Origin of the sequence: Arenibacter sp. F20364, assembly GCF_023015905.1 — a bacterium.
Taxonomy (GTDB): Bacteria; Bacteroidota; Bacteroidia; order Flavobacteriales; family Flavobacteriaceae; genus Arenibacter.
Window position 1 is genome coordinate 137,200 of the sequence record NZ_JALKBD010000014.1, and the last position, 13,809, is coordinate 151,008.

The 13,809-nt window shown below is 38.7% G+C and carries 20 protein-coding genes; 9 read left to right on the forward strand and 11 right to left on the reverse strand.

The features are described 5' to 3' along the window. From MWU84_RS13280 to MWU84_RS13305, 6 genes are all read left to right on the forward strand, one after another. Positions 1-315, forward strand: coding sequence for a hypothetical protein (locus MWU84_RS13280; RefSeq protein WP_246902027.1), 315 nt, complete (start codon positions 1-3; stop codon positions 313-315). 5 nt (positions 316-320) lie between these two features. Continuing rightward, positions 321-1,100, forward strand: a complete 780-nt coding sequence (locus tag MWU84_RS13285; RefSeq protein WP_246902029.1) for an RMD1 family protein — start codon at positions 321-323, stop codon at positions 1,098-1,100. Between the two features lie 177 nt (positions 1,101-1,277). Beyond that, a complete protein-coding gene (locus MWU84_RS13290; RefSeq protein ID WP_031442021.1) occupies positions 1,278-1,694 on the forward strand; it encodes a glyoxalase/bleomycin resistance protein/dioxygenase in 417 nt (138 codons plus the stop codon). Between the two features lie 121 nt (positions 1,695-1,815). Beyond that, entirely contained in the window at positions 1,816-3,192 is a 1,377-nt protein-coding gene (rimK, locus tag MWU84_RS13295) for a 30S ribosomal protein S6--L-glutamate ligase (RefSeq protein ID WP_031442022.1), read from the forward strand. A gap of 167 nt (positions 3,193-3,359) precedes the next feature. Further along, positions 3,360-3,854, forward strand: coding sequence for a hypothetical protein (locus MWU84_RS13300; RefSeq protein ID WP_246902031.1), 495 nt, complete (start codon positions 3,360-3,362; stop codon positions 3,852-3,854). Positions 3,855-3,912: 58 nt separating this feature from the next. Next, positions 3,913-4,347 (forward strand): nuclear transport factor 2 family protein, encoded by a 435-nt coding sequence (locus MWU84_RS13305; RefSeq protein ID WP_246902033.1) that lies wholly within the window; start codon positions 3,913-3,915, stop codon positions 4,345-4,347. 97 nt (positions 4,348-4,444) lie between these two features. Here the strand turns inward: MWU84_RS13305 and MWU84_RS13310 are convergent, their stop codons facing one another. The 4 genes from MWU84_RS13310 to MWU84_RS13325 form a co-directional block, all read right to left on the reverse strand. Beyond that, complete coding sequence (locus tag MWU84_RS13310) at positions 4,445-5,149, reverse strand: hypothetical protein (RefSeq protein ID WP_246902035.1); 705 nt, start codon at positions 5,147-5,149, stop codon at positions 4,445-4,447. A 137-nt stretch (positions 5,150-5,286) separates the two neighbouring features. Beyond that, complete coding sequence (locus MWU84_RS13315) at positions 5,287-5,661, reverse strand: hypothetical protein (RefSeq protein ID WP_031442026.1); 375 nt, start codon at positions 5,659-5,661, stop codon at positions 5,287-5,289. Positions 5,662-5,783: 122 nt separating this feature from the next. Continuing rightward, positions 5,784-6,593, reverse strand: a complete 810-nt coding sequence (locus MWU84_RS13320; RefSeq protein ID WP_246902037.1) for an SDR family oxidoreductase — start codon at positions 6,591-6,593, stop codon at positions 5,784-5,786. Next, positions 6,590-8,872, reverse strand: coding sequence for a M28 family peptidase (locus tag MWU84_RS13325; protein WP_246902040.1), 2,283 nt, complete (start codon positions 8,870-8,872; stop codon positions 6,590-6,592). The genes MWU84_RS13320 and MWU84_RS13325 overlap by 4 nt, the downstream gene beginning before the upstream one ends. Before the next feature lie 213 nt (positions 8,873-9,085). Here MWU84_RS13325 and MWU84_RS13330 point away from each other — a divergent pair, with 213 nt between their 5' ends. Further along, the gene (locus tag MWU84_RS13330) at positions 9,086-9,550 is read left to right on the forward strand and encodes a CBS domain-containing protein (protein WP_069859037.1); all 465 of its coding nucleotides are present in this window, start codon (positions 9,086-9,088) and stop codon (positions 9,548-9,550) included. A 118-nt stretch (positions 9,551-9,668) separates the two neighbouring features. Here the strand turns inward: MWU84_RS13330 and MWU84_RS13335 are convergent, their stop codons facing one another. The 6 genes from MWU84_RS13335 to MWU84_RS13360 all read right to left on the reverse strand — a co-directional run bounded on the left by MWU84_RS13335 (position 9,669) and on the right by MWU84_RS13360 (position 12,643). Continuing rightward, positions 9,669-10,019, reverse strand: coding sequence for a hypothetical protein (locus MWU84_RS13335; protein ID WP_031442030.1), 351 nt, complete (start codon positions 10,017-10,019; stop codon positions 9,669-9,671). Positions 10,020-10,026: 7 nt separating this feature from the next. After that, positions 10,027-10,635: an LpxA family transferase gene (locus MWU84_RS13340; RefSeq protein ID WP_246902042.1), complete on the reverse strand. Its 609-nt coding sequence runs from the start codon at positions 10,633-10,635 to the stop codon at positions 10,027-10,029. Further along, on the reverse strand, positions 10,632-11,018 hold the full coding sequence (locus MWU84_RS13345) for a VOC family protein (protein ID WP_246902044.1): 387 nt from the start codon (positions 11,016-11,018) through the stop codon (positions 10,632-10,634). The genes MWU84_RS13340 and MWU84_RS13345 overlap by 4 nt, the downstream gene beginning before the upstream one ends. Then, positions 11,015-11,503, reverse strand: coding sequence for a DUF6265 family protein (locus MWU84_RS13350; protein ID WP_246902046.1), 489 nt, complete (start codon positions 11,501-11,503; stop codon positions 11,015-11,017). The genes MWU84_RS13345 and MWU84_RS13350 overlap by 4 nt, the downstream gene beginning before the upstream one ends. A 70-nt stretch (positions 11,504-11,573) precedes the next feature. Further along, a complete protein-coding gene (locus MWU84_RS13355) occupies positions 11,574-12,146 on the reverse strand; it encodes a pentapeptide repeat-containing protein (protein WP_246902049.1) in 573 nt (190 codons plus the stop codon). Positions 12,147-12,265: 119 nt separating this feature from the next. Continuing rightward, positions 12,266-12,643, reverse strand: a complete 378-nt coding sequence (locus MWU84_RS13360; RefSeq protein WP_093980528.1) for a DUF1304 domain-containing protein — start codon at positions 12,641-12,643, stop codon at positions 12,266-12,268. Between the two features lie 130 nt (positions 12,644-12,773). Between MWU84_RS13360 and MWU84_RS13365 the strand changes: the two genes are divergently transcribed. Further along, positions 12,774-12,962 (forward strand): hypothetical protein, encoded by a 189-nt coding sequence (locus tag MWU84_RS13365; protein WP_246902051.1) that lies wholly within the window; start codon positions 12,774-12,776, stop codon positions 12,960-12,962. Here MWU84_RS13365 and MWU84_RS13370 read toward each other — a convergent pair. After that, complete coding sequence (locus MWU84_RS13370) at positions 12,952-13,146, reverse strand: hypothetical protein (protein WP_246902053.1); 195 nt, start codon at positions 13,144-13,146, stop codon at positions 12,952-12,954. The two genes, MWU84_RS13365 and MWU84_RS13370, sit on opposite strands and share 11 nt — an antisense overlap. 149 nt (positions 13,147-13,295) lie before the next feature. On the opposite strand from MWU84_RS13370, the gene MWU84_RS13375 reads away from it, so the two are divergent. Further along, on the forward strand, positions 13,296-13,763 hold the full coding sequence (locus MWU84_RS13375; protein WP_246902055.1) for a hypothetical protein: 468 nt from the start codon (positions 13,296-13,298) through the stop codon (positions 13,761-13,763). Positions 13,764-13,809: the final 46 nt, after the last annotated feature.

The window sequence follows — 13,809 nt, forward strand, 5'->3', positions numbered from 1 at the left end:
ATGGACAATTTAAAAAGAGTTATTGTAGACTTTAAAAAACTTACTCCCGAAGTTTTGAAACTTTTGGTTGAGAAGTATCCGGATGGCTACGACGATCTTAATATTATCTCCTTTAAGAATGCACAAGGGGAGCGCATTGAGGCCGTTGAGGTTACCACCGAGGACACTAAATATCTAGTCAAGATTAGCGCCAAGTTGGAAAAGACCATGGCCAATTACGACGAGGATGATTATGAGGATTTTGATGATGACGATCCAGATGCCATTCCAGATGTGGATATGGAAGGAGTAGAGGGAGATGAGGACGATGATTAACGGGGATGTTTGAGGTTGCCGCCGTTCATGTAGCATCATCGATCAATATTAGGCAATGTAAATTACAATTGCCCTTAAAAATATTGTTTTCGGACAGTGATGAGCTCTATTTGAAAAACGGCGAAAAAAAATTCGTTTATATATTTCAATATGGTCTAGTGTCTTTTTTTAATCATTCCGAGAATGAAAAAGCGAAAATTCTAGATACCCTATCCGCAATTACCAAGGAGAACAGCACTCCCCAATTTACGGAAACTATTCAAGTGGAAATAATCGAAGGTCACCAAAAGGTGGCCTTCGATAAAGTAATCTTGCCCAGTTTTGATTCCGAGTTTATTAGATTGGTAATGCTGAATACTTCCCAATCGGTGGCCTTAGACCAATATTCCGAAATTACCCAACAACTATTGGAAGAAACCAATGAACACACCCAATATTTGGAAAAAAAGGGAAAGCTCAATATTTCGGGAATTAAGCTCAAGAAGTTTATAGGGAAGGTATTGAATATAAAAAATCAGATATCCGAAAACCTATATATTTTTGATGAGCCGGAAAGTACGTGGGAAAATGAGCAGCTGAATAGGTTAAACCTAGAACTGAAACAAACGTTCGACCTAAAGATAAGGTATAGAAATATACACGAACAATTGGGAATCATTAAAGAAAACCTGGAGTTGTTTAAAGATATCTGGGACCATAGGGAAAGCAGTAGATTGGAGTGGGTCATTATTATCCTGATTTTGGTAGAGGTTTTAGATCTTTTTGTGTTTAGGTTGTGGAGGTAAATTGCCATTGATCTTTTTATTACCTTAGTTAAACGATCAACATTAAATCAATGCCTTAAGCAATGCGCCATATTATTCCTAGAAATCTTCCGATATATTTCTAGATGTAGGGATCAATGGCAGATTGCCCCTGATAGGTAAAGTGATGACTAATTGTTAACAAATAAATATGAACAGATGAAAAATGCACCCTTCCATATGTCATTGCCCTGCCTAAGCATAAGCAAAACAGAAGATTTCTACGTAAACGTCATCGGTGCCGAATTGGGAAGGCACTCTTCCCGATGGCTGGATATCAATCTCTTTGGAAACCAGATTACGTTTACCAAAGCCGGCATTTTTAATTTTACCTTTAAGACCTATAAGTTTGAAGATACGGTGCTGCCATCTTTTCACTTTGGGGTAATTGTGGATGAAAGTACCTGGAATAATTTGCATGCCAAATTAACAAAGTCGGAATATGAACTTACCACCGAGGTCGTTTTTTTAAAGGACAAAATAGGGGAGCATAAGTCCTTTTTTATTCAGGATCCAAATGGACACATGGTAGAATTTAAATGTTTCAAAAAGCCTAAAGAGATGTTCTTGTCCTGATTTTCAGGATTATCTCCGAAAGCCAACCGTTATTTAATAAATTAATAATCAATAATTCTTGATTCCCAGGGGTCAAGTGTTTTATTTTGCAATTAATTAAAAAGAAAATTTAGACAAAGAAATGAAGTATAAGGACCTGGATATTATTGGTAGTGAGGAATGGTGTGTATTTGAGGATTTGGAGATTCCCGCTATAAAGGCCAGGGTAGATTCCGGGGCAAAAACCTCGTCCATACAGGCAAATAATATAAAAGTGTATACCAAAGGGGCCCACGAATGGGTAAAGTTCGAGGTTAACCCCTTACAGGACAATAGGGGTATCAATATAGACTGCAAGGCGCGTTTGGTAGACAGAAGGACGGTTAAGAGTTCTTCAGGGATATCGGAGGAGCGTTATGTGATAAGGACCCCGGTAAGGGTAGGCAGCCTTACCTTCGAAATTGAACTCACTTTGGCCAACAGGGATACTATGGAATACCGTATGCTGTTGGGCAGGGAGGCGCTAAATGAACGTTTTGTGGTAAACCCCGCGATAAGTTTTAATATGGGGGAGTTCACAGCAACTGAAATAAATCAGAGATATTCCTCTCATTTTAAGGAGAAAACGGGGCTTAAAATTGCATTGTTGGCCAGTAACCCAATGTTGTACAGCAATAAGCGAATAATGGAAGCCGGTGAGGCCTTGGGTCATGATATGGTATTTTTAAATGTGGAGCACGCCTATATGAAACTGGATGCCAATTCACCGGAGATCAGATATAGGGGAGGGAACATATTAAATGAGTTCGATGCCATAATTCCTAGGATAAAACCGGCGGTTACCTTTTACGGTTGTGCCTTGATAAGGCAGTTCGATAATCTTGGGGTGTATTGTTTAAATTCGGCAGAAGCCATAACCCAGTCCAGGGATAAATTGTTCGCATCCCAACTTTTTTCCAAAAATGATATACATATCCCTATTACCGGATTTGCCAAATCTCCCATGGATACCAAAGATCTTATCAGGATGGTCAACGGGGCTCCCTTGATTATAAAACTTTTAGAAAGTACCCAAGGTAAGGGCGTAGTTTTGGCAGAAACAAACAAGGCCGCTGAAAGTGTTATCAACGCCTTTAAAAGTGTGCAGACCAATATTTTGGTACAAGAGTTCATAAAAGAAGCCAACGGCCAGGATATCCGCTGTTTTGTGGTCAACGGAAAAGTAGTGGCCTCAATACAGCGCCAAGCCGAAAAAGGGGAATTCCGTGCTAACCTGCACCAAGGAGGCAAGGCATCAATTATAAAAATTACTTCCGAGGAAAGGAAGTTGGCGGTAAAGGCGGCCAAAGTCCTAAACCTGGCAGTTGCCGGTGTGGACATCATCCGTTCCAACAAAGGGCCCTTGTTGCTTGAAGTAAATTCGTCCCCGGGATTGGAGGGAATTGAAAATGCTACAGGGAAGGATATTGCCAGTATTATGATCAGGGCTATAGAAACTAAGATTAAATTTAACTCCTAGCCGCTAGTTTTAAGAGGAAAAAAAATAAATTGGGAAGGCGTGGCCAATGTTCATGCCTTCCCAATTTGGCTATATCACTCAATGATTGGACTGATTTTTGAATTAAAACCTAGTTAAATATAAATGCTGACAAAGCTGGCGTTTATTAAAATTTGTACCTTCGCCCTATGGGAAGAATATTGTTTTACCTCATTGTTTTCATATTGTTGGGCTCTTGTAAACAGCAGGCAAGCACAGAGGCCGTTATAGAAAAGGCAGAAGAATTTTTCAGTGTGGATTCACTCCCCAAACCCAATGAAATTAATGATCAGGCCCTGACTATTCTAAAGGAATGGCAGGAATTCAATGGTTTGGAAACTACTTTTGAATCGTTGTATAGGGTGGCGAATAGGGAGGATTTGGAATTGGTCATTGAAGACTTGATCGAGAAACAAAAAACACTGGAAGCATCTACATATCCAGCAACATTTGATAAGCCCCAGATTAAGAGCAGGCAAAAGGTCTTTAAGACCTATATTCTTAAAACAAAGGGAAATTTGGAGTATAGGTCGGGTACCAAAGCGTCCACTATAGAAATGATCAATGCTTATAATGCATTTAGGAACCAGTTCAATGTTATTGTCAATAGCCAATTGGACACTACCCTAATTTTGAGTGAGTAGGGCCCTGCTGCTTGTGTTTGCAGTCCTTTGGTCCTTGCAGCTCAGGTCTCAGGTGCAAATGGATAAAAAAGAAATAGGGAAAATCTTGGATAGCTGGCATAGAGCGGCAGGAAGTGCCGATTTTGATGCCTATTTTAATTTAATGACTTCCGATGCCGTGTTTATTGGTACGGATGCTTCCGAGAATTGGCAGATCGAAGAATTTAAGGCCTATGCAAAGCCTCATTTTGATAAGGGAAAGGCGTGGAACTTCAAAGCCGTGGAACGGCAAATATACGTCAATGATGAGGGGGATTATGCTTGGTTTGATGAATTGTTGGATACCCAGATGAAATTATGTCGCGGCTCCGGGGTGCTAAGAAAGGAGTCCGGGGATTGGAAAATAGCGCACTATGTATTGTCTCTCGTGATTCCCAATGAAAATGTCTCCGAGGTAATCCTGATCAAACAGGAAAAGGATGACAGGATTATTGAAGAGTTAATTAAACAGTAAATCTCTGTGAAAATGGGGAGCTTATAATCTTTAAAGCATAAAAAAACCACTGTTGTACAGTGGTTTTTTTATGCTCTTAAACGCGCGCAGATATTGGCTATTCCTTGGTTTCTTTATTTTCAATTTTGTCCTTTCTGGACTGTAAAGCTTGTCTGCTTAGACTGGCCAAATTAAAATTGGGATCTATTTTTAATGCTTCATCAATGGTAGCCAGAGCTCCATCTATGTCGTTTTGATCTTTATTGAATTCTACCAGGGCCTTCAAATGGATAAAGGCAGCCTTTAAAGCAACCTCGTATGGCTGTTGCCTTTCATAGAATGCATATTTCATATCGTCTTTGGCATTGGCAATTCCATATTCAATATTGACGGCTGCACCTTCATTGTCACCGGTCTGAATTTTTAAATCTGCCAATTCATATGCTAAATATGGATTTGGTCCTCTCTTATTAAGAATTTCAAACTGTTCCAAGGCCCTCTTTGGTTGGTTCAATGCCTTTAAGGAAATAGCTTTTACCTGGACCGCCAAATCCGAGTCAGATTCGTTTTTTTCAATCCCGATTGTGTTTAGCGCCTGTAAATGTTGATTGTCCGTGGTGTAAATGTAAGCCAAGGTATCATTGCGCTCTTTGCTTGGGGAAAGTATGTTTAGGTGGGTTATGGCGCTAATTACACCATTTATATCCCCCTGTTGTCTCATTTGGTCATAATAGGCCTCATAATGTTTAAGCAAATCACTTTTTGTCTGTGCATTTGCTGTAAATCCTGCCATAACTAGCAGAATCAGTACAATTTTCTTCATTGTTCTAAATTTTAGTGTGCCAAAACTAGTAAATTATTTCTAACCATTTGTTAAGGAATGTCTTAAACCTTGGATAGGTAATAAAAAAGGATGCCGATCGGCACCCTTTTTTCTAATATGGTTGGTCTGGGTCTTGTTTAAACGACGGTAAGCGTAACATTCCTGTTTTCGTATGCCCTTAATAATCTGGCATAAAATGCAATGCTCACGTTGTCCTTGTCCAAGCTAGAACTTAAAAACTCCTTTAAATTCTTAAAAAGTAAATTTGCCCTAAGAATAGGAAGGCTGGAATTCACTTTTTTTGGGTCATAACAGCTATCATCCATAACAATATCCATAATGACTCTCTTTCTGTGGTAGTCTATGGATACATCTGCTGCATTGTAATATTTTTTCAATATGGCAACATGCAGATTTTGAAATTTTTGGGACATTTTGCTTTTGGAGCAGCTTTTGGAAATTAAATTTTCAATTTCGGTAAGTACTCTTGTTTTTAGACCTGAATTTTCCATGATAATTGAATTTATTCGTTTACTTAAAGATACGGACTAATCGATAAACGGTTAATAATCAAGGATATAATTTAACCAAAACTGGATGACTTTGTTGTGAAAGTTCAAAAAAGTGTGGTGAATTAACTTACAATTGAGGTGTTATAAGGGTATATTTTAACATTTAAATACTTACTTTCAATGCTTTTGTTTCCTATTTTTTCTAAATTCTTGATGTAACTGGGTGGCAAAAGCCCTCTTTTTATTGCTTCCGAAGTATAATAAGCCTGCTTTGTAGGATGGTGGGGATACACTCCATTAATTACTTTATTTTCCCAATTCCCATTTAGGACCATCTTGATAATCCCGATACAATCGTAAAGATGTATGAGATTTACCGGGTCATTGCCATTGGTAAGTTCGGTTTTGCCGGCAAGATGGGTTACCGGGTGCCTGGAAGGGCCAATTAGGCCTCCAAATCGTATAATGGTGGTATTCAGGGCCCCATCGTTCAAAAAAATATTTTCCGCAGCCAGAAGTTGCCTGCCAGACTCTGTATTGGGTCGGGTAGGGGAGTCTTCTGTGACAAGCCCGTCGATGTCCCCATAAACAGAGGTACTGCTTATAAAAATTATGCGGGCCAGCGCGGTGTTTTTTATTGCGTCATATAAATGCAGCATTTTTTTTATAAAACTCTCTTTAGGAGCCGAACGTAGCCTTGGAGGAACATTGATGATCAAGACGTCCAATTCCCCTAAAAAGTTTTCAATCTGTCCTTCAATGCCATTTTCCGTTAGACCTATGGTGTATGCTATTATATTCGCTTTCTGCAATACCCCTATTTTGTAATCGGAAGTGGTTGTCCCAAACACGGTATGTTTATCAGCGACAAGGGATTTGGCCAAAGGTAGACCTAGCCATCCACAACCTAGTACCCCGATCTTTTTGTTCAAAATTTTATCTTTTTGCTTACCATAATAGCATCGTTTAGGACAAATGGCATAGGAATATTGTTTTCTGGCCTTGGGGGCACTGTAAATAGGGGATTGTTCAATAGATCGTTGGAGGCCTCATATAGGGTCAGTTCCAAAGCACTTTCTTTGGGGATAGTGATCTGTAATTCGGTATAATCGTTATTGCTGACATAGTGGGTGACCAACTTACTGTTTTTCCTGTTCTTAAGATAGTACTCGGATAGTTCAATCCTATTTATAGTGGCCTTAGTAATTTCTACATCATTCGTAAATATTTCCAAACGGTTGGTGCTTCGCTGTGGCGTAAGACAAATTTCCAATTTTCTATGGTCGCCAATAATGGTATCCAAGGTAGTTTCTATTTTAGGAGGGGCAATGTTTTTTACCGGAGCTTCTGACATGAAAGTGAACCCTGTTCCATATTTACTGCTTAAGATATCATAGCTTGGATTTTTGGGCTCTGCCTTATTGGCCTCTACGTACTGTGATGTCCAACTGGATAACACATGGTCATAAGTGGCCCATTGCGCAGTGTTTTTGTCGGCGTCCAGTATATAGACCAAACTGGTAGGTTTAGCATTTTCTTTATTAAAACCCGATGAAAAGTGGGCGGACAACAGAAAACCAAAACAGAGTATTAGAAATAAATAGGCTAGGCGGTTTTTGTTCTTTAGGGGGCCAAAAAGAGGAAGCAACAGGAAAAATGCCAAAGAGGTCAAAAGGGTAGCGGTAATCATCATTTTAAGGCCGAGCCCCACGGGGAACATTTTAATAAGCGGGGAGTAGATCCATATGGCTGGCAAAGTCAAAATCAACAGCAGATAAGGACTGGGCAATTTTTGATGTGTTAGGATAAGCAAGGAGGCGAGCAATGCGAATACGGGGATTACAAAAAAGCTGGCACCTTTTAAATATACGGCAACCAGGGCACAAAGAATTAGCCATAGAAACAATGGGGCAATTAAGAGGTTTTGAGTCTGTGCCTTTCCAAATTTATGATAGGCCCAAAAACCGACTGCCACTGAAAATAGAACAAAAGCCGCTATGTAGGCATAACCGTTATAAGTGAAACCATGAAGTATGTCCTGGTATTGTGGGTAAATATTTTTAAGAACGGTCCAGCCAAAGTAACCTACCAGCCCGTTAATGGCCAAAATTATGAACAGGGGAACAAAGCCCCTTCCAATTTCTTTAATTTCCAAGGAACTATTTCTAAGTCCGAGGAACAAAAGGGCCAGAAAGCCTGCTATGGCAAGTACCAGCATTGGGAAAATCCAATCGAAGGGATAAGAGACCAGTCGGAAGAATGGAATATTAAAATATATGGAATCGTTTGGGCTTTTTAAGTTGGTGAGGTCGGAATTGCTAAAATGCTTCAGCAAGGGCATCAGATAACTGCCTTGATGGGCAAGGGTATTGCGGTCCAGTCGCTCATAATTATCACGAGCGGTATGGTAGTCATAATGGTCGTCAATAAAGGCAAAATTGAGTCCTTCTATGTCCATGTCTTCCCTAAACACGGTAAGGTCGGTATCATTAGGAAGCATTTTGTAAACACTATATACCAAGCTATTGGCAGCAGGGTATTTTGGATTAGCCTTAATAAACTCATCTATGACCTTGGAATTTCCCCTATTGGTTTCCAGTAACATATAGGAGGGTCCGCCACTGCCCCTTGCCTCAAAATTCAATACCAATCCTACTTCCTTTACCCATGGATGATGGTTTACAAATAGATCAGCTCCGTTAAGCCCTAATTCCTCGGCATCAGAAATTAGAATAATGATATCGTTTTTAGGTGTTTTATTTTGCTCTAGGAAGGTTCTTACCCCTTCCAATATGGTTGCCACCCCACTGGCGGCATCGCTGGCACCCAAAGATGAATGGGGATTACTATCATAATGTGAAAGTAAAAGAAGGGCCTTTCCCTTTTCGCTGCCTTTTATCCTGGCCAATATATTGGTTGCACTGCTAAAATTTCCCCAGTCCCCTGCGGTATAACCTTGTTGGGTAGATGTTTCCAGTCCCAGCTTGGTCAATTCCGATATAATATATTCCCTTACCTCGGAATGGGCAGGAAAACCCACGGCATGTGGTTTTTGGGACATATTTTTTACATGGACAAGCGCCCTATCCGTAGAAAATGAAATATTTTCAATATTGGTATCCGGAGTGTAGCTTGGCATGGAGGCTTCAAAGCTCCAATATATGGCAAGCAGAACAAGGAGAAGGGTGATGGCAGAAGAATATTGCTTCATAGTATTTGGTAAAAACTTAAAAGTAAGAAATTATCCCTGTATTACATTAAAGTGTGCGGTATAACCAATAATTTGTGGTTTTTAGGATTTTTTAATTTTAAATTATACGCAACAATTTAATCTAATATTTATCAATACAATTGATTAAATCTTAAATAGTTGTGTAATTATTTAAAAAATACTATCTTTCAAATTAACCTAAAAATAAACGGTATGGGAATAAAAAGTTTTCAGGGAGTTCGCAAGGTCGTAAAAAAGGAATTTGATGCTCCCATTTTAGTAGAGGACTATATGACAAAAAAACTGATCACCTTTAGTCCTGATCAATCTATTTTAACGGTTATGGAGCATTTGGCCAAATATCATATCTCTGGAGGTCCAGTATTGGATAACAACGGATTTTTGGTGGGTATCATCTCCGAGGCGGATTGTATGAAACAGATTTCGGAAAGCCGTTATTTTAATCAACCTATCTTGGACAAGAGTGTTGAGCGATTCATGACAAAAGAGGTGGAGACCATACCTCATGATATGTCTATTTTTGATGCCGCCGGCATATTTGACAAGCATAAAAGAAGAAGATTACCAGTTATGAAAAACGGGATTTTGGTAGGGCAAATTAGTCGCAAGGATATTGTAATTGCAGCCCTTAAATTAAGTGGACATAACTATAAGTAGTAAACTATTTTTGCTTCGCATTGAAGCTGATACCTAACAATACAACGACACCCATAATTTTTTTGCCTTTGAACAGCTTCTAGCAATTGTTCAAGGGCATTCTTTATTAAGTTAGCCCCTATTCCCTTTTTACTATCATATAATAATCATTGTCCAAGGGAAGATACCCTAGATCATATACAAAATAGTAGGTGGTTCCCTTTTTGGTGGTATATAAATTGGTGATATATTCAAAATCGAAACCCTTGTCCATTAATCTGGTCTTGGTAGTTTTGGTCTTGCCCTCGGTTAAGGGATAGCTATCCAGGATTCTGTAATTTTTGCGCAGGCGGTTGTTTATGTTCCTAACCAGGTTTTTACTGTCTTTGTTCAGCTTATTATTGTAGGCATTTCTGCAATAGTCCGAACAGAATTTCTTGTCTATCCTGCCCAAAATTTTATCTCCGCATTCCAAGCATTTTTTTTCCATGGTTCGTTCAGTTATTTTGTTCTATAAGCTCCAATCGTTTTACTATGGATCCCTTGGGCAATATGGTGCCGGGAGAAAGTACGGCATTGGCTCCTATTCTTGAATTGTCCCCGATCAAGGCACCAAATTTAACGGAGCCGGTATTGGTCCTGCTACCCTTTACTTGGGCCCATATGGTCTTGTCCGACCTTTCGTTATAGTGGTTGGCAATAAGTGCTCCCGCCTCAAAATTTACATGCCCCCCAATTATGCTGTCTCCAATAAAATTAAAATGGGCCATGGCCGAATTATTGCCAATAAAACTGGACTTAATCTCACTTCCCGGACCTATCCGAACCCCTTCGCCCAAAAACACTCCTCCGCGCAGATAAGCGTGGCTTGCAACAAAGCAGTTTCCGGATATAATAACGGGCTCTTTTAAAATTACCCCTTTTTCGATAATGGCGGTTTTATGGATGGCAATACCAGCTGCAATGGCATAATCATCAGTATTAAGCTCCAGGATCTTCTTGGATATAATAGTTGATATGTATGGGGTAATTTCCCATGGTAGAACTCCGTTCTGGCTTGGGAAATGACTATAAAAATCGTCTATATACTCCGTTATATCACTCATTTTTGATATAGTTCTATGGGTAAATTATCAGGGTCGAATATAAAAGTGAACTTTTTTTGGGTAAACTCGTCAGTGCGAACAGGTTCTGCCACAATGCCTTTTTTGGATAATTCCAACAATTGGGATTGCAGATCATCCACCTCAAAGGCCAAGTGCCTTAATCCGGTTGCCTCTGGCCTAGTGGATCTGGGAGGTGGTTTGGGAAATGAGAATAGTTCTATGATGTAATTTCCGTGCAATGCCAAATCCAATTTGTAGGAGTCCCTATCTTCCCTATAAATTTCTTGCAGGGGTTCCAGGCCTAGATCTTCCACATAGAATTTTTTGGATGTTTTATAATCCGAGCATATGATGGCAATATGGTGTACTTTATTTAGGGTCATTTTTTATAATTAAATTTTACCTCTTCTTTGGAACCATTTTCCTGTTCAATAACAACATAAATATTGATTTCTGACTCATTTATTTTCTCGAAGGTAAAATCGTCAAAATAAACCCGATTCCCCTCCAATTTCACCAATTTAAAGTCCACCGTCTTGTCCTTTTCCTCCCAACCTGTCAAATTACTATTAAGGTGCTTCAGTCTAAGGATAAGCGTTTCCCCTTCCTGTCTAATATGGCCAACCTCATAAAAGGCCACTTTTTCGTCCACAACCAATTTAAACACGAACATCATGGAATCTCCCAAAGGTGGACTCCATATTTCCTCGGTTATTCCGCCAAAGGCCTCTCCCTTCCAGTGTCCTGCTATCCATGCCACATCGGATAGGCTGGCCTTGGGAGGGGGGTTGTTGTTGGTAAAGGAAATGGTATTCTGACCAAAAGAAGGAATATAGACAAAGAGTAAAAGGATTAGGGTCCATTTCATTTGTGAATCCGTTTTAGGACCAATAAGGTACAAATTATCCGATTACAAACGATTAATTCTTTGTTGTGGTTTAGGTGATTTGGATATTGTACTTCTTTAATAAGCCCAGGGCACCTTCCTTGGAGAATTTTGCTTTGGCAATTTTATTCTTTTCGGGATCCAGGGAATAATTCAAGGCCGTTCGGAAATCGACTTTCTCCAGATTGCAATTTTCAAAGAGGGCACCTTCAAGATTACAGGAATCGAATATGGTTTCGGTTAGGTCGGTTTCCGTAAATTCGACTGAAATCATTTTGCAATTATTGAAGATAGTATTCTTGAGTTTCAATTTATAAAAAGAGGACAGGTCTAAGGTACAGTCGTGGAAATTAAAGGAAAGTAGAAAATCATTACAATGGTCAAAATGTATCCCTAGTAGTTTGCTCCTTTTGAAAACTACTTCCTTAAAGGTGGTATTTTTAAGGTTTACATTGCTTAGGTCACAATCGGTAAAAATGCATTCCATAAAGGCGATGTTGGATATATCCCCTTTGGAAAAGCTACAGGAGTCAAATACGCAGTTTTCATATTCGCCCTTCTCCAGGCGTTTGGTGGTAAAATCCATTCCCTTAAAGCTTCGGTCGGTAATAAATGGGGTGTTCATGCGGCTACTTGAATTTTGGGCATTTTATTATTTATTATGGGGGCAAAGGTCAACGGAAGTAATTCTTACGGTAGGGCAACCTGATACTGCTTCTTTTTATTATTTGGACCTTAATTAACTTAAACAGAGTAAGAAACTAACAACTGTAATAAGAGCGCTATAATTGCGGGGAGGGCCTGGACAACAAATATTTTCTTACTGGCGGTCAGCGCACCAAAAATACCGGCAATGGCTACACAACATAAAAAGAAAATGGAGATGTTTGTACTCCAAGTTTGGTCTTCGATAAAAAATGTCCATATGAGTCCTGCTGCCAAAAAGCCATTATAGAGTCCTTGGTTTGCAGCCAGGCCTTTGGTGGGTTTAAACATATGCTCCGGAAGTGCTTTTCTAAAAGTTTTTTTGCCCAAGGTTTCCCAGGCAAACATTTCCATATATAAAATATACAGGTGTTCAAGGGCTATAATAGCTATAAAAATGTTTGAAAGGGTCTCCATATTTTGATTTTTGAAAGGATTATTTCGTACTAAATATAAGGGATTCCATTGATTTATCGCTGTGGAGTTTATGAACCGTAATATGGGCATCTATATACATTGTGGGACAAACACTAAAAAATAAAATAAAATGAGCACACTAGAAAAAACAAGCGCAGATTACGTTATTAAAAAAATGAAAAAGATATCCCTTCCATATCCAAAGGGTATTATATATGAAACTCAATTAAAAGAAATATCCTCACTACTTGATGAAATAGAAGAAAGCGTTAAGTCTTATAGGGAGTTGGTTAAAAATGCAAAAAAGATTAAAAAGTAAACCCTTCTACAAACCTTGGATTCACATTAACAATAAGTGATTTTCCATCAGTTTTATGTAGAATATCATGAACCTTATATATTACATCCTTAAATAGGATGGATTCATCTTTGTTTGGTGTTTCTTTAAGAGTAATATCCCCAATAGTCTCTCTGCTATTTATTTCGATTAGGTCAAATTTCATAATGGTGTGTTTTTGTTTTAGATAAATAATTAACGCTTAATTATAGATTTTAACAATGTGTGTTAAAAAGTATTCTTAAAAATAAATCATTTTATAGTTCCGTATTCGTTCCGTTTTTATATATTTGCTTGAATGATTTTAAATAAGTAGTGAACGAAGAGCAAAAATATCGCAAAAAGCTTGAAGAAATAGACAGTAAATACACTCGTCTTCAGGAGGCTATTATAGATAATCGATACGAAAGGGATATTTGGCAGGGTTTATTGGATGGACTAGATAAGTCCTCCAATGGATTCCCCACTAAAGGGAATAGAGAAGCTAAAATCAAATTCATATTCAAAAATATATTCCAAAGGGCTGTTCGTATGTCTGAACTAGAGGATAAGTATACTGAACTCAACAAAGAATACCATAAGCTAGTGAACGTAATGAGGCGTATGAAGGATGAAGGAACGGTTTTATCTGTCCGGTACAACAAACAGAACACTTTGACATTTTGGGGATTAAGCGAATGGATAGAAGAAAATGACTTTAAAGATCAGTATAAGCCACTTCCTAATAATTTCAAAGGATCATGCCTAATTTCTGGGTATTTGGATATTTATGCAAATAACTGAGTTAACCTAAACAGGAAGAATTCTGTATTTCTAACGCCTCTGAATT